The 22,837-nt window shown below is 65.9% G+C and carries 18 protein-coding genes; 10 read left to right on the top strand and 8 right to left on the bottom strand.

Annotation, left to right across the window (positions count from 1 at the left end; translation table 11 throughout):
- The first annotated feature begins 18 nt into the window (after positions 1-18).
- On the top strand, positions 19-1,641 hold the full coding sequence (locus MFF62_RS13580; RefSeq protein ID WP_238263656.1) for an ABC-F family ATPase: 1,623 nt from the start codon (positions 19-21) through the stop codon (positions 1,639-1,641).
- Positions 1,642-1,873: 232 nt separating this feature from the next.
- On the opposite strand, the gene MFF62_RS13575 is transcribed toward MFF62_RS13580, so the two are convergent.
- Entirely contained in the window at positions 1,874-2,029 is a 156-nt protein-coding gene (locus MFF62_RS13575) for a hypothetical protein (RefSeq protein ID WP_238263655.1), read from the bottom strand.
- Here MFF62_RS13575 and creB point away from each other — a divergent pair.
- The 3 genes from creB (at position 2,028) to creD (ending at position 5,662) form a co-directional block, all read left to right on the top strand.
- A complete protein-coding gene (creB, locus tag MFF62_RS13570) occupies positions 2,028-2,723 on the top strand; it encodes a two-component system response regulator CreB (RefSeq protein ID WP_238263654.1) in 696 nt (231 codons plus the stop codon). The two genes, MFF62_RS13575 and creB, sit on opposite strands and share 2 nt — an antisense overlap.
- A gap of 24 nt (positions 2,724-2,747) precedes the next feature.
- Positions 2,748-4,187 carry a two-component system sensor histidine kinase CreC gene (gene creC / locus MFF62_RS13565; RefSeq protein ID WP_238263653.1) on the top strand — a complete coding sequence of 480 codons (1,440 nt, stop codon included), beginning with the start codon at positions 2,748-2,750 and terminating at the stop codon, positions 4,185-4,187.
- 125 nt (positions 4,188-4,312) lie between these two features.
- A complete protein-coding gene (creD, locus tag MFF62_RS13560; RefSeq protein WP_238263652.1) occupies positions 4,313-5,662 on the top strand; it encodes a cell envelope integrity protein CreD in 1,350 nt (449 codons plus the stop codon).
- 97 nt (positions 5,663-5,759) lie between these two features.
- Here creD and MFF62_RS13555 read toward each other — a convergent pair whose 3' ends face one another.
- The gene (locus tag MFF62_RS13555; RefSeq protein WP_238263651.1) at positions 5,760-6,425 is read right to left on the bottom strand and encodes a hypothetical protein; all 666 of its coding nucleotides are present in this window, start codon (positions 6,423-6,425) and stop codon (positions 5,760-5,762) included.
- Between the two features lie 201 nt (positions 6,426-6,626).
- On the opposite strand from MFF62_RS13555, the gene MFF62_RS13550 reads away from it, so the two are divergent.
- The 4 genes from MFF62_RS13550 to MFF62_RS13535 all read left to right on the top strand — a co-directional run bounded on the left by MFF62_RS13550 (position 6,627) and on the right by MFF62_RS13535 (position 12,131).
- Positions 6,627-8,057 carry an aldehyde dehydrogenase family protein gene (locus MFF62_RS13550; protein ID WP_238263650.1) on the top strand — a complete coding sequence of 477 codons (1,431 nt, stop codon included), beginning with the start codon at positions 6,627-6,629 and terminating at the stop codon, positions 8,055-8,057.
- A gap of 104 nt (positions 8,058-8,161) precedes the next feature.
- Complete coding sequence (locus tag MFF62_RS13545; RefSeq protein ID WP_238263649.1) at positions 8,162-10,627, top strand: penicillin acylase family protein; 2,466 nt, start codon at positions 8,162-8,164, stop codon at positions 10,625-10,627.
- Positions 10,628-10,704: 77 nt separating this feature from the next.
- A complete protein-coding gene (locus MFF62_RS13540; protein ID WP_238263648.1) occupies positions 10,705-11,424 on the top strand; it encodes a glutamine amidotransferase in 720 nt (239 codons plus the stop codon).
- Positions 11,400-12,131: an MOSC domain-containing protein gene (locus tag MFF62_RS13535; protein ID WP_404990748.1), complete on the top strand. Its 732-nt coding sequence runs from the start codon at positions 11,400-11,402 to the stop codon at positions 12,129-12,131. Before MFF62_RS13540 ends, MFF62_RS13535 begins: the two co-directional genes overlap by 25 nt.
- Here MFF62_RS13535 and MFF62_RS13530 read toward each other — a convergent pair whose 3' ends face one another.
- Positions 12,132-12,386 (bottom strand): DUF1289 domain-containing protein, encoded by a 255-nt coding sequence (locus MFF62_RS13530; RefSeq protein WP_238263646.1) that lies wholly within the window; start codon positions 12,384-12,386, stop codon positions 12,132-12,134.
- Positions 12,387-12,556: 170 nt separating this feature from the next.
- On the opposite strand from MFF62_RS13530, the gene MFF62_RS13525 reads away from it, so the two are divergent.
- Positions 12,557-13,000: a PaaI family thioesterase gene (locus tag MFF62_RS13525; protein WP_238263645.1), complete on the top strand. Its 444-nt coding sequence runs from the start codon at positions 12,557-12,559 to the stop codon at positions 12,998-13,000.
- A gap of 35 nt (positions 13,001-13,035) precedes the next feature.
- Here the strand turns inward: MFF62_RS13525 and MFF62_RS13520 are convergent, their stop codons facing one another.
- From MFF62_RS13520 to prpB, 5 genes are all read right to left on the bottom strand, one after another.
- Positions 13,036-14,157 (bottom strand): asparaginase, encoded by a 1,122-nt coding sequence (locus MFF62_RS13520; RefSeq protein ID WP_238263644.1) that lies wholly within the window; start codon positions 14,155-14,157, stop codon positions 13,036-13,038.
- A 255-nt stretch (positions 14,158-14,412) separates the two neighbouring features.
- Positions 14,413-15,606, bottom strand: a complete 1,194-nt coding sequence (gene prpF, locus MFF62_RS13515) for a 2-methylaconitate cis-trans isomerase PrpF (protein ID WP_238263643.1) — start codon at positions 15,604-15,606, stop codon at positions 14,413-14,415.
- Positions 15,607-15,628: 22 nt separating this feature from the next.
- Positions 15,629-18,226, bottom strand: a complete 2,598-nt coding sequence (gene acnD / locus MFF62_RS13510; protein WP_238263642.1) for a Fe/S-dependent 2-methylisocitrate dehydratase AcnD — start codon at positions 18,224-18,226, stop codon at positions 15,629-15,631.
- Positions 18,227-18,305: 79 nt separating this feature from the next.
- Complete coding sequence (gene prpC, locus MFF62_RS13505) at positions 18,306-19,463, bottom strand: bifunctional 2-methylcitrate synthase/citrate synthase (protein WP_238263641.1); 1,158 nt, start codon at positions 19,461-19,463, stop codon at positions 18,306-18,308.
- 103 nt (positions 19,464-19,566) lie between these two features.
- Complete coding sequence (prpB, locus tag MFF62_RS13500; protein WP_238263640.1) at positions 19,567-20,475, bottom strand: methylisocitrate lyase; 909 nt, start codon at positions 20,473-20,475, stop codon at positions 19,567-19,569.
- A gap of 372 nt (positions 20,476-20,847) precedes the next feature.
- Here prpB and prpR point away from each other — a divergent pair, with 372 nt between their 5' ends.
- Positions 20,848-22,770 (top strand): propionate catabolism operon regulatory protein PrpR, encoded by a 1,923-nt coding sequence (prpR, locus tag MFF62_RS13495; protein ID WP_238263962.1) that lies wholly within the window; start codon positions 20,848-20,850, stop codon positions 22,768-22,770.
- The last annotated feature ends 67 nt before the right edge of the window (positions 22,771-22,837 follow it).

Here is a 22,837-nt window from a genome sequence, read left to right as displayed (position 1 = left end):
TCCAGACAAGGTTCAGACGTGCTTTCTACCGCAAACATCACCATGCAGTTCGGCCCCAAGCCGTTGTTCGAGAATATCTCGGTCAAGTTCGGCGAGGGCAACCGCTACGGCCTGATTGGCGCGAACGGCTGCGGCAAGTCCACGTTCATGAAGATCCTGGGCGCCGACCTGGAACAGTCGGCCGGCACGGTGATGCTGGAGCCGGGCATCCGCCTGGGCAAGCTGCGCCAGGACCAGTTTGCGTATGAAGACAACCGCGTGCTCGACGTGGTGATGATGGGCCATACCGAGATGTGGGCCGCCGCCAGCGAGCGCGACGCCATCTACGCCAACCCCGAGGCCACCGACGAAGACTACATGAAGGCCGCCGAGCTGGAAGCCAAGTACGCCGAGTACGACGGCTACACGGCCGAGGCACGTGCCGGCGAGCTGCTGCTGGGCGTGGGTATCCCCACCGACCAGCACCAGGGCCCGATGAGCGACATCGCCCCGGGCTGGAAGCTGCGGGTGCTGCTGGCGCAGGCGCTGTTCTCGAATCCGGACGTGCTGCTGCTGGACGAACCGACCAACAACCTGGACATCAACACGATCCGCTGGCTGGAAGACGTGCTCAACGAGCGCAACTCCACCATGATCATCATCTCGCACGATCGCCACTTCCTGAACTCCGTGTGCACGCACATGGCCGACATGGACTACGGCACGCTGAAGGTCTACCCGGGCAACTACGACGACTACATGCAGGCGTCGATGCAGGCCCGCGAGCGCCAGATGGCCGCCAACGCGCGTGCCAAGGAGCGCATCACCGAACTGCAGGACTTTGTGCGCCGCTTCTCGGCCAACAAGTCCAAGGCGCGCCAGGCCACGTCGCGTGCCAAGCAGATCGACAAGATCAAGGTCGAGGACATCAAGCCGTCGTCGCGCCAGAACCCGTTCGTGCGCTTCGAATTCGAGAAGAAGCTGCACAACCTGGCCGTGGAAGTCGAGGAAATCACCAAGACCTACGACCGCAAGATCATCAACCATCTGTCGATGGCGGTGCAGGCCGGCGAGCGCGTGGCCATCATCGGCGAGAACGGCGCGGGCAAGACCACGCTGCTGCGCAGCCTGCTGAACAACATCGTGCAGGACGGCGTGCAGCGCGGGGTGGAAGTGGACCGCGGCCTGGTCAAGTGGGCCGAGAACGCCAACGTGGGCTACATGCCCCAGGACACGTACGAGGAATTCCCGAACGACGTGAACGTGATGGACTGGATGAGCCAGTGGACGCAGGCCGGCGACGACGACCAGTCGCTGCGCGGCACGCTGGGCCGCCTGCTGTTCTCGGCCGACGACATCAAGAAGAACGTCAAGGTGCTGTCCGGTGGCGAGAAGGGCCGCATGATCTGGGGCAAGCTGATGCTGGGCCGCCACAACGTGCTGGCCATGGACGAGCCGACAAACCACATGGACATGGAGTCGATCGAATCGCTGCAGATCGCGCTGGACAAGTTCACGGGCACGCTGATCTTCGTGTCGCATGACCGCGAACTGATCAACGGCCTGGCCACGCGCGTGATCGAAGTGCGCCCCGACGGCACGATCACCGACTACCTGGGCACGTACGACGAGTATCTGCAGTCGCAGGGTATCGAGGCTTAAGCAACCTCCGCCCGCTTTGGTTTTCTCCCCTCTCCCTCCGGGAGAGGGGCGGGGGTGAGGGCGTTGAGGTTCTGCTGGCCGAAAAGTGGCAATTTGAACCACCGACCCTCACCCCCAACCCCTCTCCCGCCATGCGGGAGAGGGGAGCAACAAAGCAGCGGTGCAACACCCCCACCGCTTCACCCCCACCACACAATCCCTTCACTCCCCCCGCCGACACTGGGCCTCCCGTTCATCCCCCGGAGATCCAGCCATGCACCGTCGCCGTCCGCTCGACCTCGACGCCTTCCTCCGCCGCCTCAGGCAATTGCTCGATGTGCCCGAACCGGCGCGCAATGGTCGCGATGGCGGATAATACGCAGCGCCACTCCAGCCGCGCAGCGTCCATGAATCCACCCGCCATCCTTGTCGTCGAAGACGAATCCGCCATTGCCGATACCATCCTGTACGCGCTGCGCACGGACGGCATGCTGGCCGAGCACTGCACGCTGGGTGGCGATGCCTTGACGCGGCTGCGAACCAAGCAGCCAGACCTGGTGATCCTCGACGTTGGCCTGCCTGACATCAACGGCTTCGAGGTCTGCCGCACCCTGCGTACGTTTTCCAATGTGCCCGTGATCTTCCTGACGGCGCGCCATGAGGAAATCGACCGCATCGTGGGCCTGGAAATCGGTGCCGACGACTACGTGGTCAAGCCGTTCTCGCCCCGGGAACTGGCGGCAAGGGTGCGCGTAATCCTGCGGCGGGTGCGGTCGCAGCCCGAGGCCGCGCCAGCGAATCCAGTCACGGAGCAGTCGGAAGGCTTCCATCACGACGCCGACCGGGCACGCGTGAGCTACCGTGGCCAATGGCTGGACCTGACGCGCTATGAATACCGGCTGCTGGCGTTGCTGGTGCAGCATCCCGGCCGCATCTACGCCCGTACCCAGCTGATGGACCTGGTCTGGCACGACGCGCTAGACACGGTCGACCGCACCGTCGATACCCATGTGAAGACGCTGCGCGCGAAGCTACGCGAAGTGGACCCCGACGGCGACCCGATCCGCACCCATCGCGGCATGGGCTACTCGCTCGAAGCCTGAGCGCCGACTGCCCCGGATTGCACCATGCACATTGGACTGCGGATTTTCTTCGGTTTCTTCCTCGTCGTCGGCCTGGCGGCGTTCCTGACGCTGCGCGTGTTCGTGCAGGAGGTGAAGCCGGGCGTGCGGCAGGCCATGGAAGACACGCTGGTGGATACCGCCCACGTGCTGGCCGTGCTGGCTGCCGATGACCTCAAGAGCGGAAACATCGCCCAGGGTGCGTTTGCCCAGCGGATGGCCCGGCTGCGCGAGCAGCCCGTGGATGCCAGCGTGTGGGGCCTGCACAAGGACGCCGTCGGCTACCGCATCTACATCACTGACAATCACGGCATCGTGCGCTTCGATACGGCGGGCACGGCGGTGGGCGCCGATTATTCGCGCTGGAACGACGTGCATCTGACCCTTCAGGGAAAATATGGCGCACGCAGCACCCGGTCTGACCCCAATGACGAGAGCAGTTCGGTGATGTACGTGGCGGCGCCGATCCGCGACGGCGGGCACATCATCGGCGTCCTGACCGTGGCCAAGCCCAATCGCACCATGGCGCCGTTCATTGCGCGCAGCCAGGGCGTGATCCTGACCTACGGATTGCTGCTGATCGGCGGGGCGGCGGCGATTGGCGTGCTGTGCACGTTGTGGCTGGTGTTTGGCCTGCGCAAGCTCCAGCGCTATGCGCGCGCCGTGGCCGCTGGCGATCGCGCGGAAATGCCGTTGCGAGGCGCCAGCGAGTTGGCCGAGCTGGGCCGCGCGGTGGAAACCATGCGGCTAAGGCTCGAAGACAAGCAGTACGTGGAGCACTACATCCACACGCTGACGCACGAGATGAAAAGCCCGCTCGCGGCCATTCACGGCGCGGCCGAGTTGCTGCAGGAGGACATGCCTGCCGCCGACCGGCAGCGCTTTGTGGGCAATATCCGCGGCCAGGCGCAGCGGCTGGACTTGCTAATCCGCAAGCTGCTGACGCTGGCCGAGGTGGAGCAACGCCAGCACCTGGAAAAGCGCGAGCCCGTGCGGCTGGTGACGGAAATCGATCAGATCGTGCAGTCGCTGGAACCCCGGGCGCGCCAGCGCGGCGTGCGGCTGGCATGGACGCCGCCGGCCTCGATTCCCCCGGTGACTGGCGACGTGTTCCTGCTGCGGCAGGCCATCGTCAACCTGCTCGACAACGCGCTCGATTTCGCGCCGGCGGGTTCGACGATCGACGTGACGCTGGAGCGCGCGCCCCGGCACGACCAGGTGGTATTGCGCATCGACGATCGGGGCCCGGGCATTCCGGACTTCGCGATGTCGCGGCTGTTCGAACGGTTCTACTCGCTGCCGCGTCCCGATGGTGCGGACCGTGGCACGGGGCTGGGCCTGTGCCTGGTGCGGGAAGTGGCGCTGCTGCACCAGGGCGAGGTGACCGTCGGCAATCGCGATGGCGGCGGGGCGCGCGCGGAGCTGGTGCTGCCCGTGGCGGCCTGACGCCAAGCCGGCTTCACCGTCGCTTCACGCGGGGCCACGGGGCTCCACATTCACTCCACACCGCGCTCATATCGCCCGCACATCCGCTGGCTAGTCTTGCCGCATCTTCACTCGCAAGACTTTCCATGAACAAGGCCCTGTTTTACCGAATCGTGATCATTGCCGGCGTGATCCTGCTGTTGTGGACCGCGCTGCAGATGGTGCTTGGCATCGTGCGCGAGCGCAGCCAGTACCGCGACGCCGCCGAGCGCGGCATCTGGCAGAGCTACGCCGGGCCGCAGACCCTGTCGGGCCCGATCATCGTGGTGCCCTACAAGGAAGTACTGACCGTCCCGGGTACGGTGCCGCCGCAGCAGCGCGAGGAAACCCGGCGCCTGCTGGTGTTTCCGAAGACCCTGCAGGTCCGCGCGGAAATGACGCCGGGCGAGCGTTATCGCGGCATCCACAAGACCATCGTCTATGAAACCGCGAGCCAGTGGTCGGGCACCATCGCGCTGCCCGACCTGAATTCGGACGAGGACATGCCGAAGTCAGCCGGCCACGTTCGCTTCGTCATGGGGCAGCCCTATGTGGTGGTGGGCGTGGGCGATATGCGCGGGCTGCTGGCGCAGCCGGTGCTGCAGCTCGACGGCAAGCCGATTGCCCTGCAGCAAGGCACGCGGCTCGAAAGCCTGTCGCAGGGTCTGCACGCGCGCATCGATGCCAGCAGCGCGGCCGGCAAGCCGGTGGAGTCGCGCACGGTGCCGTTCAAGCTGACGTTGTCGGTACTTGGTGCGCGGTCGATCGCGATGGCGCCGGTGGCTGACCACAACCAGTTCACGCTGAAATCGGCCTGGCCGCATCCCAGCTTCGACGGCGACTTCCTGCCGCGCCAGCGCACCGTGACCGACGATGGCTTTATCGCGGAATGGTCGGTGACGTCGTTCAATACCCGCGTACGCGATCAACTGGCCGGCAACCCCGGCGCAGGTGACGTCATGTCGCTGCAGGCGGCATCGGTCACGCTGATGGAGCCGGTCAACATCTACGTGAAGGCGGAACGCGCGGTGAAGTACGGCCTGCTGTTTGTGTTGCTGACTTTCGCCGGGCTGTACATGTTCGAGCTGGTCAAGCGTCTGCGCATCCATCCGATCCAGTACCTGCTGGCCGGCATGGCGCTGGCGATGTTCTTCCTGCTGCTGGTCAGCTTGTCGGAGCACGTGCCGTTCCTGGTGGCCTACCTGGCCGCCAGCGCCGCATGTATCGGCCTGCTGGGCTTTTACCTGACTTTCGTGCTGCATAGCTGGCAGCGCGGCGCGGGCTTCGCGGGTTTGCTCACGGCACTCTACGGCGCGCTCTATGGGCTGCTGGTGTCCGAGGACAACGCGCTGGTGCTGGGATCCCTGCTGCTGTTCGTGATGCTGGCCTGCATCATGGCGGTGACGAGGAAGGTGGATTGGTATACGGTGGGGACGCCGGCGGAGTCGGCGGAGTAGTGCCACCAGCCGTCGCCTACCTGCTGTCTTTCTCCCCTCTCCCGCAAGGCGGGAGAGGGGAGCAAAAGCAGACGGGAGAGCCGGAAGCGCGAGCACGCTACCGTGCCGGCGCCACCCCCATCTCCGCCAGCAGATCGTCAAGCTGGTCGATGATCGCGTGGGCCGTGATGTCGCCCTTGGCTTTTTGCAGGGCGGTGCCCAGCGTGTCGCGCAGAGCGGCCAGTTCCACCACGGTGGACGCCTTTTCCACCTTCACCTGCAGCACGTAGCCGCGCAGCCCCAGGTGGTTGCCGATCACGTCGGTATAGAAGTGGTACAGCCGCTTGTAGCCGTCGGCGCCGGACGGGGCGGTGGCGGCCACTGGGGTCATGGCCGGGGCGATGGTGGTGTCGGCCAGCACGTCGCGGTCGTCGACGCGGTCGTCGATGCCTTTGCCGCCGGCTGAATTGAAGCCCGAATAGGCGGCGAACAGGTTGGTGTCGGTGGGTTTGCCGGTGGCCGGCTGCCTGGCCGGTCGGGCGGCGGGGGGTGCCGACGCCTGGCTCTGGGTGTCGGGCAGCGGTTCGACCAGGCCCAGGGCCAGCAGCGTGTCGAACGACTCCTCGCCCACGCCCATGCCACTGACTTGCGCCAGCAGTTCAGACTTGGCGCGCTCTCCGTTCACGATCAGCAGCAACGCGCGCAGCTTGTGGTCCAGCTTGCGGGCGCGCGTGCGGATTTCCTCCTGACCAGCGTCCGTCTTGTGATAGATCGGGTCGACCATGTCTCGCTCCTTTGTTATGGATCGGCCGCCCGCGGCGAGGCCCTCGGGGTGAATCTTGTGCGGCCGATTATCGCCATCTTGTTGTCTGGACCTGCTTGCGATCACAAAAAAGTGAACTCGCAAACCAGCCTACAATGTGGTGCACCATAAAAGTAACAAAAACTTTGCACTCCGCCGATCCACCTGACGAGGGCTGTGGCCATGCAACAACGAGACAAACTGTTTATCAACGGCAAGTGGGTGACCCCCCACGGCACGGGAAATATTGAAGTCATCCATTCCGCCACCGAGGCGGTCATGGGCAAGATCCCCGAGGGACATGCGCGTGACGCCGAGGATGCCATTGCAGCCGCCCGTGCGGCATTCGATGGCTGGGCCGCTACGCCCGCCGCCGAGCGCGCCCGCTATATCCGCAAGATCGCCGAAGGGCTGAAGGACCGCACCGAGGAACTGGCGCAACTGATTGCCGGGGAAGTGGGCATGCCGATCAAGCTGGCGCGCGCCATCCAGGTGGGCGGGCCGGTATACAACTGGGGCCAGGCCGCCGCACTGCTCGAAGCGTTCCCGTTCGAGGAGCAGGTCGGCAATTCGCTGGTCGTGCGTGAACCGGTGGGCGTGGTGGCAGCCATCACCCCGTGGAACTACCCATTGAACCAGATCACGCTGAAGGTGGCGCCGGCGCTGGCCGCGGGCTGCACCGTGGTGCTCAAGCCGTCGGAAGTGGCGCCGCTCAATGCGTTTGTGCTGGCCGAGGTGATCGAAGCCGCCGGCCTGCCGCCGGGCGTGTTCAACCTGGTCACGGGCTATGGCCCGGTGGTGGGCGAGGTACTGGCCAGCCATCCGGAAGTGGATATGGTGTCGTTCACGGGTTCCACCCGTGCCGGCAAGCGCGTGTCCGAGCTGGCCGCGCAATCGGTGAAGCGCGTGGCGCTGGAGCTGGGCGGCAAGTCGGCGTCGGTGATCCTGGACGATGCGGACCTGGCGGCGGCCGTCAAGGGCACCATCTCGGCCTGCTTCCTGAACTCGGGGCAGACCTGCTCGGCGCACACCCGCATGCTGGTGCCGCGCAGCCGCTACGACGAGGTGAAGGCCGTGGCGGCCAAGGTCGTGGAAGGTTTTGCACTGGGCGATCCGCTGGCGGATACCACGCGCATGGGACCGCTGATCTCGGCAACGCAGAAGGAACGCGTGACGGCGTATATCCGTCGCGGGCTGGAAGAGGGTGCCGAACTGGTGGCCGGCGGCCCCGATACCCCGGCTGGCTTCGAGCGCGGGTTCTTCGTCAAGCCGACCGTGCTGGGCAATGTCGATCCCAAGGCGACCGTGGCGCAGGAGGAAATCTTCGGGCCGGTGCTGTCGGTGATCTGCTACGACACCGAGGACGACGCGATCCGCATCGCCAATGACAGTGTCTACGGCCTGGGCGGCGGCGTCTGGTCCGGCGACGAGGCGCGCGCCATCCGGGTAGCACGCCGTATCCGTACCGGCCAGGTCGATATCAACGGCGGCCCGTTCAACATGAACGCGCCGTTCGGCGGCTTCAAGCAGTCGGGCAATGGCCGGGAAGGCGGCAAGTTCGGGTTGGAGGAATTCCTCGAATACAAGTCGCTGCAACTGAAGAAGTCCGGCTGACCGGCCTTCGGCACCACGTATCAGGAATGCCCGGCTAAGTCCGGGCATTCTTGTCTGGGCGGAAATCTGCGATGCTTGCGTCTTTCCAAAGGGGGAACGTTGCGATGCGCTGGTTCAAACGGCTGGGCTGGTTGTTGCTGTGCGTGGTGGTGCTGGGGCTGACGGGCGCCATCGGCGGCTACGTCTGGTATCGGCAGGCATCGCAGCCGGACACGGCCGGTACCCTGCACCTGCCCGGGCTGCGCGACCGCGTGGTGGTGGTGCGCGACCGCAACGCCGTGCCCCATATCCAGGCTGCCAATGCGCTCGATGCCTATTACGGGTTGGGCTACGTCCATGCGCAGGACCGGCTCTGGCAGATGCAGATGAACAAGCGCATCGTGGCCGGCCGGCTGGCCGAGATCCTGGGCCCGAGCGCGCTCGATACCGACCGCTTCCTGCGCACGATGGGCGTACGGCGCAACGCCGAGGCCGTGCTGGCCAAAATGCCGGCCGATACCCGCGCTGTGCTGCAGGCATACGCGGACGGGGTCAACGCCTATATCGATACGCGCCGCGCGGCGCTGCCGCCGGAATTTCTGCTGGTGGGCACCCGGCCAGAACACTGGGAGCCCGCCGATACGCTGGGCTGGCAGACCATGATGGCCTGGGACCTGGGCGGCAACTGGCGGCAGGAAGTGCTGCGCATGGGCCTGGCCCAGCAGTTGCCCACCGCGCGCATCGCCGAGATCCTGGCGCCGTATCCCGGCGACAAGCCGTTGCGGACCATGGACTACGCCAGTTTCTATCGCCAGCTGGCCCCGGTGGCCACGGCCATGGCGCAATTGTCCGAGCATGCGCCGGCCGGTTATGTCGACGGCATGGGATCGAACAACTGGGTGGTATCGGGCGCCCACACGCGCAGCGGCAAGCCGTTGCTGGCCAACGATCCGCACCTGGGGCTGCAGGCGCCGGCGCTCTGGTATTTCGCGCATCTGCAGGCACCGGGGCTGGACCTGACCGGCGCCACGCTGCCTGGCGCGCCGCTGGTGGTGCTGGGCCATAACAAGCGCATCGCTTGGGGCTTCACCAATACGGCGCCCGATGTGCAGGATCTGTATATCGAACGCATCGACCCGGCCAATCCGGGCCGCTACCAGACGCCCGACGGCTGGGCCGATTTCGAGACGCGTACCGAAGTCATCAAGATCAAGGGCCAGCCCGACCTGACGCTCAATGTCCGGACAACGCGACATGGGCCGGTGATGTCGGATGTGGCCGAGCCGATTGGCACGGCGATCAAGCCGCTGGGCGCGCAATATGTGGTGGCATTCCAGTGGACTGCGCTGCGCCCCGACGACCGGACCTTCCAGGCCAGCCTGAAAATCGGCACGGCCACTGACTGGAAGAGCTTTGTTGCCGCGCTGCGCGATTTTCATTCGCCGCAGCAGAACATGGTCTACGCCGACGTGGACGGCAATATCGGCTATATCGCGCCGGGACTGGTGCCGATCCGCCGGGCCGACAACGACCTGATGGGCCTGGCGCCGGCCCCCGGCTGGGACGCCAAGTACGACTGGCAGGGCTTTATCCCGTTCGACCAGTTGCCGCACCGGTTCAATCCGCCATCGGGCAGCATCGTCACGGCCAACCAGAAGATCGTGGATGACAACTACCCGTTCTACATCACCAGTGAATGGAGCGTGCCGTACCGGGCCCAGCGTATCCAGACGCTGCTCGATGCCGAGAAGCGCCATACGCCGGACACCTTCGGCGTGATCCAGAAGGACGTGGTGTCGCTGGCGGTGCGCGACGCGCTGCCGCTGCTGCTGGCCGCGCCGGTGGCCAGCGATGCCTCCCGCCCCGAGCGCGAGCGGCGGCTGTTCGATGCGCTGCGCAAGTGGGACGGCACGATGGCCGCCGATCGCGCCGAGCCGCTGGTGGTGACCGCATGGCTGCGCGAGCTGTCGCGCGTGCTGTTCGAGGACAAGGTCGGCGATCCGCTGTTCAATAGCCTGTGGGACCAGCGCAACGTGCAGTTGCCAATGCTGAATGCGATGCGCGACCCGCAGGGGCTGGGCGCGTTCTGGTGCGACAACGCGCGCACGACCACGCGCGAAACCTGCGCCGATGCGATCGGCCAGGCGTGGCGCCGTGCCGTGGCCGACCTGGACCAGCGCTATGGCGACGATCCGGCCAAATGGCGGTGGGGCAAGGCCCACACGGCCCGTTCCGAGCACAAGCCGTTCGGCAAGGTGCCGTACCTGTCCAGCCTGTTCAATGTCCGCGTGCGCACCGGCGGCGACACCTATACGGTGGACGTGGGCCGCCACAACCTGCGCGACGAACAGGCGCCGTTCGAAAGCGTGCACGCGGCAAGCCTGCGCGCGATCTACGACCTTTCTGATCTGTCCGATTCGCGCTTCATGACGTCGACCGGGCAGTCGGGCAATGCGCTGTCCCCGCATTACCGTGACTGGACCGACAAATGGGCGGCGGTGCAGTACATCACGATCGGCTCGCACCGGCGCAACCCGGGCGGCGACAGCTTCGATACATTGGTTTTGCAGCCGGCCGTGGGCAAGCAATGATGCAGTGCGGTATCGTATGGAGCTTCGCGCCGCCGGCGCCGAACCACGAACGAATTTACTGACAGGAGTGCCCATCGATGAGCGAACCCAAACGCCAGTTACGAACCGACGTGATCCAGCACGTCGCTTTCGAGCATGCGGGCGTGATTGCCGATGTGGCACGCGATCGCGGCCATGACATCCGCATCTACCAGGCCGGCGTGGACGACCTGACGTTGGTGCAGACCGACCCGGCCGACCTGCTCGTCGTGCTGGGCGGGCCCATCGGCGTCTACGAGACCGAGGCGTATCCGTGGCTGGAGGCGGAAGTCAACGTCATCCGGCACCGGCTGGAAGAGGAACTGCCCATTCTTGGCGCCTGCCTTGGCGCGCAGTTGATCGCCGCCGCGTCCGGTGCGCGCGTCTACCCGGGCACGCGCGAGATTGGCTGGGGGCAGATCCAGCCCACCGACGCGGGACGCGCCTCGCCGCTGGCCGTGCTGGCCAATGCCGACTGGGAAGTGCTGCACTGGCATGGCGATACCTTCGACCTGCCCGAGGGCGCCGAGCGTCTGGCGTCGACGGCAGCCACGCCGAACCAGGCCTATGCCGTCGGCAAGCACGTGCTGGCGCTGCAATTCCACCCCGAGGTGAAGCCAGGCGATATCGAAACCTGGCTGATCGGCCATACCGTCGAGCTGGCCAAGGCTGGCGTCGATCCGCGCACGATCCGGCGCCGCACGGCCGAGATCGGCGCCACGGTGGCCAGCGCGGGCGAACTGATGTTTGCGCGATGGATGGAGGAGGCAGGGCTGTGAGCGTGGCTGGAATCGACATCCGCATCGACGCGCTGCTGGCGGGCAAGGTACGCTCGTTCGGACCCAAGGGCGTGCCGAGCGGCATCGACAAGACGGCGGTGCAGGGCCTGGCACGCGTGACCACGGTCGGGCTCGACATCGACGAACAGGGCGACCCGAAGCATCACGGCGGCCCCGAAAAGGCGCTGCACCACTATCCGCGTGACCACTATGCAGGCTGGCGCGGCGATCTGGCGGAGCAGGGCGCGCATCTGGCCATGCTCGATCATGCGGGCGCCTTTGGCGAAAACCTGAGCACCACGGGTTTGACGGAAGCCGATGTCTGCATTGGCGACCGCTACCGGCTGGGCACGGCGCTGGTGGAGGTGTCACAGGCCCGCCAGCCGTGCTGGAAACTCAATCATCGCTTCGGGTTTGCCGGCATGTCGCGGGCGGTGCAGGGCAGTGGCCGCACGGGCTGGTATTACCGCGTGATCGAGGAAGGCGAGGTTGCCGCTGGCGACCACCTGGTGCTGGTGGCGCGGCCGTATCCGCAATGGAGCCTGCAGCGCCTGCTGCACGTGCTGTATGTGGACCGGCTCAATCTGGATGCGCTGTCGGAGATGGCCGAGCTGCCGCCGCTGGCGGAAAGCTGGCGCAAGCTGGCACGCCAGCGCGTGGCGAACCAGATCGTCGAGGATATGGAAAAACGTCTCGCGGGCGGCTGATTATTCCTGGCGGAAGCGCCACGCGGTGCCTTCGCGGGTGATCCGTTCCCAGATGACCTGCTTTTCCGCTTCCTCGTAGAACACCCAGTTGCTGACTTCGAACGCGGTGCGGCCGCAGCCCTGGCACACCTCGTCGAACAGGGTCGAGCAGATGCCGATGCACGGGCTGTCCGGACGGTCGCTCAGGCGGGCCTGGGCCTCGTCCTGGGCGGAAGCGGCCTGCTGGATCGGCAAATCGGGAGCTTGGTCGGACATCGAAACTGGGGCTACGGTAATGGGCCGCACATTATAAACGTCCGGCCCTGGCGCTTCCGCCACTTCTGCGCTGCGCCCTTATTACTCCCAAGGTCATTGTGCGGCGCCCGGTCGACACCTAGGATGGACAGGTCATGATTCCAGTCCAGCTGATGCCAGGGAGCCCCCTTATGTCCCACACGTCTTCAAAGCCAGTCGACGCTCGCAATGCCGCCATGCTCGAATCGGTGCTGATCGGATCGCCGGTCGCACGCGCGCTGGGCATCCGCTTCGATCTGGTCGAGGTCGATCACGTGGAATTGCTGCTGCCGTTCAGCATGCAGAACATCACCGTCGGCGACATGGTGCACGGCGGGGTCATTGCGACACTGATCGACGTGGCCGGCGCGGCGGCGGCTTTTACAGCCGTGGACCTGGAAGTGGTGAAGGGCGGGGCGACCGGATCGCTGTCGATCCAGTACCTGGCGCCGGCAAAGTCGGCGGACCTGCGCGCCGTGGCCGACGTGGTGCGGCGGGGCAAGCGGCAGGTGGTGACCGAGGTGTCGGTCTTCGCGGAACGCGATGATGAGGCCGTGCTCGCCGCCAAGGCGCTGATGAGCACGGCACTCCTTTGATCTCGTGGAGTTACGAGATCGGTCGTTTCAACACATCAATACTTCCAAAAGATCTGCTGCAGCGCCTTCGGGTCGTTGGTCTTGGTCAGCGCCAGGGCCATCAGGATGCGAGCCTTCTGCGGCAACTGGTCGTCGGTGACGATCCAGTTGTACTTGTCGTCCGGCTGTTCTGCGTTGCGCACCACGATGCCGCTGCCGGTACGCGACGCACGCACCACCTGCACGCCCTTGGCCTGCGCGGCCTTGAGCGGCTCGACCATGTAGTCGCCCACGCTGCCGTTGCCGGTGGCGGCGTAGACGATGGCCTTGGCGCCGTTCTTCACGGCGGCATCGATGCTGGCCGGGTTCACGTTGCCGTAGGCGTAGACCACGGCCACTTCGGGCAGGCGGTCGATCTTGTCGATATCGAACTCGGTCTGCAGCGTGTGCGGGCGGGCCAGCGTGCGGTAGTACAGCGTGCGGCCTTCCACCACGTAGCCCAGCGGGCCGAACGGCGAGCGGAACGTCTCGGTCTTGAACGTGTTGGTCTTGGTCACGTCGCGGCCGGTGTGGATCTCGTCGTTGAGCACCACCAGCGCGCCCTTGCCCTTGGAGGCCGGGCTCGACGCCACCAGCACCGCGTCATACAGGTTCAGCGCGCCGTCGGCGCCCAGCGCCGTGCCCGGACGCATCGATCCCACCACCACCACGGGCTTGTCGCTCTTTAGCGTCAGGTTCAGGAAGTACGAGGTTTCCTCGATGGTGTCGGTACCGTGCGTGATCACGATGCCGTCCACGTCGGGCTGCTTGAGCAGTTCGGACACGCGCTTGGCCAGCTTGAGCAGGCGTTCGTTGTTGAAGCTTTCCGACCCGATCTGGAAGATCTGCTCGCCCTTGACGTTGGCGACCTTCGAGATTTCCGGCACGGAAGCAATGATCTTGTCGACCGGCACCACGGCGGACTGGTAAGCCGCGGTGTTGGTAGCCGATGCACCGGCGCCGGCGATGGTGCCGCCGGTACCAATGATCACGATGTTGGCCTTGCGTGCCTCGGCGGTGGTGCCGGCCGGCGCGGTGGCGCTGGTGGACGGGGCCAGCTGTGCATGCGCGACGCCGGTAAACAGCGTGGCGGAAAGCAGCAGGGCGGACAGGGGGGTGAGCTTGGCAAAACGTTGCATGATTTCTCCTCATCTCGGCGCGATGCGTGCTTCTTTTGGAAACCGCGGCGCCGCTTCTGGTTGGTTCATGAGACCGTTGGCATGTGCCACGGAGCGTGCACTATAACCATGCATCGGTGTTGCGTCGACAACCACAACAGCATCCGCACACATGAGGCTGATCTCCCGCAAACGTATGCTGGATAAGACAAAGCGGCATCTTCCCTCTCGGAAAGATGCCGCCTCGTGACGACAAACCGCTTGGTTGCGGATGCGTTAGAACGCGTCGCCCGGCACGCGCACCCAGCCCTCCATCAGCACGCGCGCGCTGCGGCTCATGATGGCCTTCTTCACGGTCCACTGGCCGTCCGCTTGCTCGGCCTGGGCGCCCACGCGCAGGGTGCCGGACGGATGGCCGAAGCGCACTGCCTCACGTTCACCGCCGCCGGCCGCCAGGTTGACCAGCGTGCCCGGCACCGCCGCCGCCGTGCCAATGGCCACGGCAGCCGTGCCCATCATCGCGTGGTGCAGCTTGCCCATCGACAGCGCGCGCACCAGCAGGTCCACCGCGCCGGCTTCCACCGTCTTGCCGCTCGACGCCGTATAGGTGGTCGGCTTTGCCACGAACGCCACCTTGGGGGTGTGCTGGCGCTTCTGCGCCTCGGCGATGTCCTGGATCAGGCCCATGCGCTTGGCGCCGTAGGCACGGATCGTCTCGAACATGGCCAGCGCCTTCGGGTCGCCGTTGATGGCGTCCTGGAGTTCGGCGCCGGTGTAGCCGATGGCCTCGGCATTGACGAAGATCGTCGGAATGCCCGCGTTGATCATCGTGGCCTTCAGCGTGCCCACGCCCGGCACTTCCAGGTCGTCGACCAGGTTGCCGGTCGGGAACATCGCGCCGCCGCCGTCGTCGCCTTCCTCGGCGGCCGGGTCCATGAATTCGAGCTGCACTTCAGCCGCTGGAAACGTGACGCCGTCGAGTTCGAAGTCGCCGGTTTCCTGCACCGCGCCATTCGTGATGGGCACGTGCGAGATGATCGTCTTGCCGATGTTGGCCTGCCAGATCTTCACGGTCACGGTGCCGTTTTCAGGAATCCGCGATGCGTCGATAAAGCCGTTGCTGATCGCGAACGGCCCCACGGCGGCCGACAGGTTGCCGCAGTTGCCGCTCCAGTCCACGAACGGCTGGTCGATCGATACCTGGCCGAACAGGTAGTCGACGTCGTGGTCAGGGCGCGTGCTTTTCGAGATGATCACCGTCTTGCTGGTGCTCGATGTGGCTGCGCCCATGCCGTCGATCTGCTTGCCATACGGGTCGGGGCTGCCGATCACGCGCAGCAGCAGGCGGTCGCGCGCCTCGCCCGGCTTGCGTGCCGCCTCGGGCAGGTCCTGCAGGCGGAAAAACACACCCTTGCTGGTGCCGCCGCGCATGTACGTGGCGGGAATCTTGATTTGGGGTACGTGAGCCATCGTTGTTTTCCTAATCAAGAGGTCAGGCTGCCGCCCGCGACGATTCCAGGAAGTCCTGCGCAAAGCGTTGCAGCACACCACCGGCTTCGTAGATCGACACTTCCTCGTCGCTGTCCAGGCGGCACAGCACCGGCACTTCCACCTTCTCGCCGTTGCGGCGATGGATCACCAGCGTCAGCTCGGCGCGCGGGCGGCGCTCGCCCACCACGTCGAACGTCTCGGTGCCGTCGATGCCCAGCGTCAGCCGGTTCGTGCCCGGGAAGAATTCCACGGGCAGCACGCCCATGCCGATCAGGTTGGTGCGGTGGATGCGCTCGAAGCCCTCGGCGACGATGGCTTCCACGCCGGCCAGCCGCACGCCCTTGGCGGCCCAGTCGCGCGATGAGCCCTGGCCATAGTCGGCCCCGGCCACCACGATCAGCGGCTGCTTGCGATCCATGTAGGTTTCGATGGCTTCCCACATGCGCACGACCTTGCCTTCGGGTTCGATACGCGCCAGCGAACCCTTCTTGACGGCGCCATCCACCACGGCCATCTCGTTGAGCAGCGTCGGGTTGGCAAACGTGGCGCGCTGGGCGGTCAGGTGGTCGCCGCGATGGGTAGCGTACGAGTTGAAGTCTTCCTCGGGCAGGCCCATCTTCGTCAGGTACTCGCCGGCCGCGCTGTTGGCCAGGATGGCGTTCGACGGCGACAGGTGGTCGGTGGTGATGTTGTCGCCCAGCACCGCCAGCGCACGCATGCCGCTCAGCGTGCGCTCGCCGGCCAGCGCGCCTTCCCAGTACGGCGGGCGGCGGATGTACGTGCTTTGCGGGCGCCAGTCGTACAGCGGGTCGATCGACGTGTCGTTTTCGGCTTGCAGCGCGAACATCGGCTCGTAGACCTTGCGGAACTGCTCCGGCTTCACGCTCTGGCGCACGATCGCGTCGATTTCATCGTCGTTCGGCCAGATGTCCTTGAGGTAGACCGGCTGGCCGTCGGTGCCCGTGCCCAGCGCGTCGCGCTCGATGTCGAAGCGGATGGTGCCGGCGATGGCGTAGGCCACCACCAGCGGCGGCGACGCCAGGAACGCCTGCTTGGCATACGGGTGGATGCGGCCGTCGAAGTTGCGGTTGCCGGACAGCACGGCGGTGGCGTACAGGTCGCGGTCGACGATTTCCTGCTGGATCTTCTGGTCCAGCGCGCCCGACATGCCGTTGCAGGTCGTGCAGGCAAAGGCCACGATGCCGAAGCCGAGCTTTTCCAGGTCGGGCAGCAGCTTGGCTTCTTCCAGGTACAGCTCCACGGCCTTCGACCCCGGCGCCAGCGACGACTTGACCCACGGCTTGCGCGTCAGGCCGCGGGCATTGGCGTTGCGGGCCAGCAGCGCGGCGGCAATCACGTTGCGCGGGTTGCTGGTGTTCGTGCAGCTGGTGATGGCGGCAATGATCACGGCGCCGTCAGGCATCTGGCCCGGCGTTTCTTCCCACTTGCCGGCGATGCCGCGAGCGGCCAGCTCGGACGTCGGCAGCCGCTTGTGCGGGTTCGACGGGCCGGCCATGTTGCGCACCACGGTGGACAGGTCGAACGTCAGCACGCGTTCGTACTCGGCGTCCTTGAGCGCGTCGGCCCACAGGCCGACCGTCCTGGCGTAGGTTTCGACGAGTTGCACCTGGGCCTCGTCGCGGCCGGTCAGGCGCAGGTATTCGGTGGTCTGGCCGTCGATGAAGAACATCGCGGCCGTGGCGCCGTACTCGGGCGCCATGTTCGAGATCGTGGCGCGGTCGCCCAGCGTCAGGCTGGACGCGCCTTCGCCGCGGAATTCCAGGTAGGCGCCGACGACCTTTTCCTTGCGCAGGAATTCGGTCAGTGCCAGCACGATGTCGGTGGCGGTGATGCCGGGCTGGCGGCGCCCGGTCAGTTCCACGCCGACGATGTCGGGCAGGCGCATCCACGACGCGCGGCCCAGCATCACGTTCTCGGCTTCCAGGCCGCCCACGCCGATGGCGATCACGCCCAGCGCGTCCACGTGCGGTGTGTGGCTGTCAGTGCCGACGCAGGTGTCGGGGTAGGCCACGCCATGGTCGGCATGGATCACGGGCGACATCTTTTCCAGATTGATCTGGTGCATGATGCCGTTGCCCGGCGGGATCACGTCGACGTTGCGGAACGCCTTCTTGGTCCAGTTGATGAAATCGAAACGGTCTTCGTTGCGGCGATCCTCGATGGCGCGGTTCTTGGCGAACGCATCGGGATCAAAGCCGCCGCATTCCACGGCCAGCGAGTGGTCGACGATCAGTTGCACCGGCACCACCGGGTTGACCTTGGCGGGGTCGCCGCCCTGATCGGCAATGGCGTCGCGCAGGCCGGCCAGGTCCACCAGCGCGGTCTGGCCCAGGATGTCGTGGCACACCACGCGTGCCGGGAACCACGGAAAGTCGAGGTCGCGCTTGCGTTCGATGAGCTGCTTGAGCGAATCGGTCAGCGTGGCGGGGTCGCAGCGGCGCACGAGGTTTTCGGCCAGCACGCGCGACGTGTACGGCAGTTTGTCCCAGGCGCCCGGGGAAATGTCATTGACGGCTGCGCGGGCATCGAAGTATTCGAGCTGGGTGCCGGGCAGCGGCTTGCGGTAGGCAGTGTTCATGGCGACGTGAGGACATTGCGTGCCTGCCACCACCGGCGCGGGGCCGGCAGGGTGGCGGCACTGTTGTTGTTGCAGTAAATCAGGCGCGCTTTTCGATCGGCAGGAACTTCAGGTTCTCCGGGCCGGTGTAGTTGGCCGTCGGACGGATGATCTTGTTGTCGATCCGTTGCTCGATCACGTGCGCGGCCCAGCCCGACGTGCGGGCAATCACAAACAGCGGCGTGAACATTGCCGTGGGCACGCCCATCATGTGGTAGCTCACGGCGCTGAACCAGTCCAGGTTCGGGAACATCTTCTTGGCGTCGGCCATCACCGTTTCCAGGCGCTCGGCGATGTTGAACATCTTCAGCGAACCGGCGTCCTTCGACAGCTTGCGCGCCACTTCCTTGATCACCACGTTGCGCGGGTCGGAAATCGTGTACACCGGGTGGCCAAAGCCGATCACCACTTCCTTGTTCTCCACGCGGCGGCGGATGTCGGCCTCGGCCTCGTCCGGCGTGTCGTAGCGCTTCTGGATCTCGAACGCCACTTCGTTGGCGCCGCCATGCTTGGGGCCGCGCAGCGCGCCAATGCCGCCGCAGATGGCCGAGTACATGTCGGAACCGGTGCCGGCCACCACGCGGCAGGCAAACGTCGACGCATTGAACTCGTGCTCCGCGTACAGGATCAGCGACGTCTGCATCGCGCGTTCCCACAGCTTGGACGGCGCTTCGCCGTGCAGCAGGTGCAGGAAGTGGGCGGCAATCGACTCGTCGTCGGTTTCCACCTCGATGCGACGGCCGTTGTGGCTGTAGTGATACCAGTACAGCAGCATCGAACCCAGGCTGGCCATCAGGCGGTCGGCGATGTCGCGCGCGCCCGGCGTGTTGTGATCGTCCTTTTCAGGCAGTACGGTGCCCAGCACCGACACGCCCGTGCGCATCACGTCCATCGGGTGGGCGCTGGCGGGCACCCATTCCAGCGCGGCCTTGACGTTGGCGGGCAGGCCGCGCAGCGCCTTGAGCTTGGTCTTGTACGCGGCCAGCTCGGACTTGTTCGGCAGCTTGCCGTGCACCAGCAGGTGGGCGATTTCCTCGAATTCGCAGGTGTCGGCGATGTCAAGGATGTCGTAGCCGCGATAGTGGAGATCGTTGCCGCTGCGGCCAACGGTGCACAGCGCGGTGTTGCCGGCGGCAACGCCCGACAGGGCAACGGACTTCTTGGGCTTGGGGGTGGCCAGCGGTTGGGCTTCGGACATCTGGGTCTCCTTGGTTTTTGGTGTGTTTGGTTTGCGTGCAGCCATGGTGGGTATCTGTCCTGATTGCAGCGCGGAGTTTGTGCGAAATCTGCGCGATCGTGGGTTACCGAGCCTTGCCCTGGGCGAACAGGGCGTCGAGCTTCTGCTCGTAGGCATGGTAGTCGATCCGCTCGTAGAGTTCGGCACGCGTCTGCATGGTATCCACGACGTTCTTCTGCGTGCCGTCACGGCGGATGGCCGCAAATACGTTCTCGGCGGCCTTGTTGGCGGCGCGGAACGCCGACAGCGGGTACAGCGCCATGGCCACGCCCACGCCGCGCAGGTCGTCCAGCGTGAAATACGGCGTGGCGCCGAATTCGGTCAGGTTGGCCAGCACGGGCACCTTCACCGCGTCGACGAACTTCGCGTACATGTCCAGATCGGTCATGGCTTCCGGGAAGATGGCGTCAGCGCCGGCTTCCGCGCAGGCCACGGCACGCTCGATGGCGGCGTCCAGGCCTTCCACGGCCAGCGCGTCGGTGCGGGCCATGATCACGAAGTTCTCATCGGTACGGGCATCGACGGCGGCCTTGATGCGGTCGACCATCTCGTCCTTGCCCACGATTTCCTTGTTCGGGCGATGGCCGCAGCGCTTGGCGCCCACCTGGTCTTCGATATGCATGGCGGCCGCGCCAAACTTGATCAGCGAGCGCGTGGTGCGCGCCACATTGAACGCCGACGAGCCGAAGCCGGTGTCGACATCGACCAGCAGTGGCGTGTCGCAGACATCGGTGATGCGGCGGATGTCGGTCAGTACATCGTCCAGGTTCGAGATGCCCAGGTCCGGCAGGCCCAGCGAGCCGGCGGCCACGCCGCCGCCCGACAGGTAGATCGCGCGATACCCGGCACGCTTGGCCAGCAGCGCGTGATTGGCGTTGATCGTGCCCGGAATCTGCAGCGGGGTTTCGTCGATCAGGGCCTGGCGGAAGCGGGCTCCCGCGGAGCGGGCGAGTTCGTTGGCGGAGAAAGTCATTGGCGTGGGTCTCTTGTTGGTTCAAGCCTGCGTGCAATACAGGGCCGGCTATAGGCGCAAGGGGTGTGCCAGGATGGTGCGACGGCCTTTCGGGGTGAGGCCGCGTGCATGTGCTTGAGCGAAAACCCTTAAGTTTCAGTGGTTTGAGTGATCCTTTCGCGGCGGGGCCCAGCGCTCCGGGAGAGGCTTGCTGCGCAATTGCCTTGCAATGGTGAAAGACTTGCATTTCAAAATTGAAATGCAACCCGTAAGAGCGCAGAATGCAGGCATCGCGAAATCCACCTGCTGGCCGTCATGTCGTCGCTACCTTCCCCGATCCCGCTCAATCCCGCTGCACCGCTTGCCGTCGGCGCGCGTCCGCGCATCTGGGCCATGGGCATCAGCCGCCTGTCCCGCGCGTTCGCCGACCTGATTCCAGCTTATGCCGCGCGCGCCGAGTTCCGCATCGTCGGACGGGCGTTCGAGGCCGCGGCCAGTGCCATCAACCGCGAGGCCCGCGAGAATCGCGTCGATGTGGTGGTGGCTGGCGGCTCCAATGGCGCCTACCTGCGCCAGCACGTGGACGTGCCGGTGGTGCTGGTCAAGGTCACCGGCTTCGACGTGATGAACGCGCTGGCCACGGCGCGGCGCATTTCACCTCGGGTGGCGCTGGTGACCCATGCGTCCACCTATGCCGAAGTCGACGAATTCGTGGGCGCCTTCGGGCTCGACATCCCGCGCTACACCTACCTGACCGAGGACGATGCCACCGCGCTGGTCCGTGCGCTCAAGGAGGAAGGCATCCGCGTGGTGGTGGGGCCCGGTATGGTGACCGATCTGGCCGACAAGTACGGCCTGATGGGCGTGTTCCTGTACTCGGGCAACGCGGTGCGGCTGGCGCTGGAGGATGCCATCGAGGCTGCACGGCTGCGCCGCATCGAATCCACGCGACGCGACTACGTCAATGCGATCCTGGCCCACCTGAACGAGGGCGTGGCGGCTGTGGACGCGGAAGGGCGCGTGCAGGCGTTCAATCCGGCAATGGAGCGCTTTCTTGGCACGCCCGCCGGCGTGGCCGTGGGACGCAGGCTGTCGACGCTGGCGCCGGGGCTGTCACTCGATGGCGTGATGCAAAGCGGCGCAAGCGAGCTGGAAGCGATCCATCGCCTGGGTGACCGGATGGTGGTGGTGAACCGCATCCCGATTGTTGGCGAAGCGGGCACGTCGGGCGCGGTGCTGACCATCCAGGATGCCAATGCGATTCATCGCGCCGACCGTAACCTGCGCTCGCGCACGCGGGCCCGTGCGGCGGGCGTGCGCTACAGCCTGGAGGACCTGGCCGGCGATTCTCCGGCGATGAGTGATCTGCGTGCTCTGGCCCGTCGCTATGCGGCGGTCGACTCCACGGTACTGGTCAGCGGCGAGAGCGGCACCGGCAAGGAGGTGCTGGCCCAAGGCATGCACGACGCCAGCCCGCGCCGCGCCTTTCCGTTCGTGGCGGTCAACTGCGCGGCGTTCCCGGAAACGCTGCTCGAATCGGAGCTGTTCGGCTACGAGGAGGGCGCCTTCACTGGGGCCCGGCGTGGCGGCAAGGCCGGCCTGTTCGAATCGGCGCACAACGGCACGTTGTTCCTGGACGAGGTGGGCGACATGCCGCCGGCCTTGCAGACCCGGCTGCTGCGCGTGCTGCAGGAAAAGCAGGTGCTGCCGATTGGCGGCATCGAGGCCGTGCCGGTCAACGTGCGCGTGATTGCCGCCACGCACCGCGACCTGGCCACGCTGGTGCGCGAGGGCACGTTCCGCCAGGATCTCTACTACCGCCTCAATATCCTGCGGATCGAAATGCCGCCGCTGCGCGAGCGCGCCGCCGACCTGCCCGCGCTGGCGACGCTGTTGTATCGGCGTGCCCATGAGCGTCTTGGCATCGACGCCCCCCATGCGCTGCCCGATCTCGTTGGCGCGCGTCTGGCGCGCTACGCATGGCCGGGCAATATCCGCGAGCTGGAGAACGTGACCGAGCGCATCGCCGTACTGATGGCCGGGGCCGATCTGCCGCCTGCAGTCTTGCAGCGCGAACTGCAGGCAGCGGTGCCCGAGCTGTTTTCGGGGCAGGAGGGGGCGGTCTTTCTGCCCACGGCGGCGAAACATGGTGAGGAAGGTGCGGCGGAAGAGCAGTCGCTGGCGGGTGTGGCAAAGGCCCGGCAGGCCGAACATATCCGCCAGGTGCTGGCCGACTGCGGAGGAAATCGCACTGCGGCCTGCGCGAAGCTGGGAATCAGTGCGACGACCCTGTGGAGACGCTTGCGGGAGAACTGATCTGGGTGGGTTGGGGCCGCTTCCCCATGTTTTCCGTTCCTAATAAAGCAATTAACTGCCGAGATTT

The organism is Cupriavidus pauculus (assembly GCF_022179805.1).
In the GTDB taxonomy this organism is placed as follows: Bacteria; Pseudomonadota; Gammaproteobacteria; order Burkholderiales; family Burkholderiaceae; genus Cupriavidus; species Cupriavidus pauculus_E.
The sequence above is the reverse complement of the archived record's forward strand: the minus strand, read 5'-3'. Positions and strand labels throughout refer to the sequence as shown.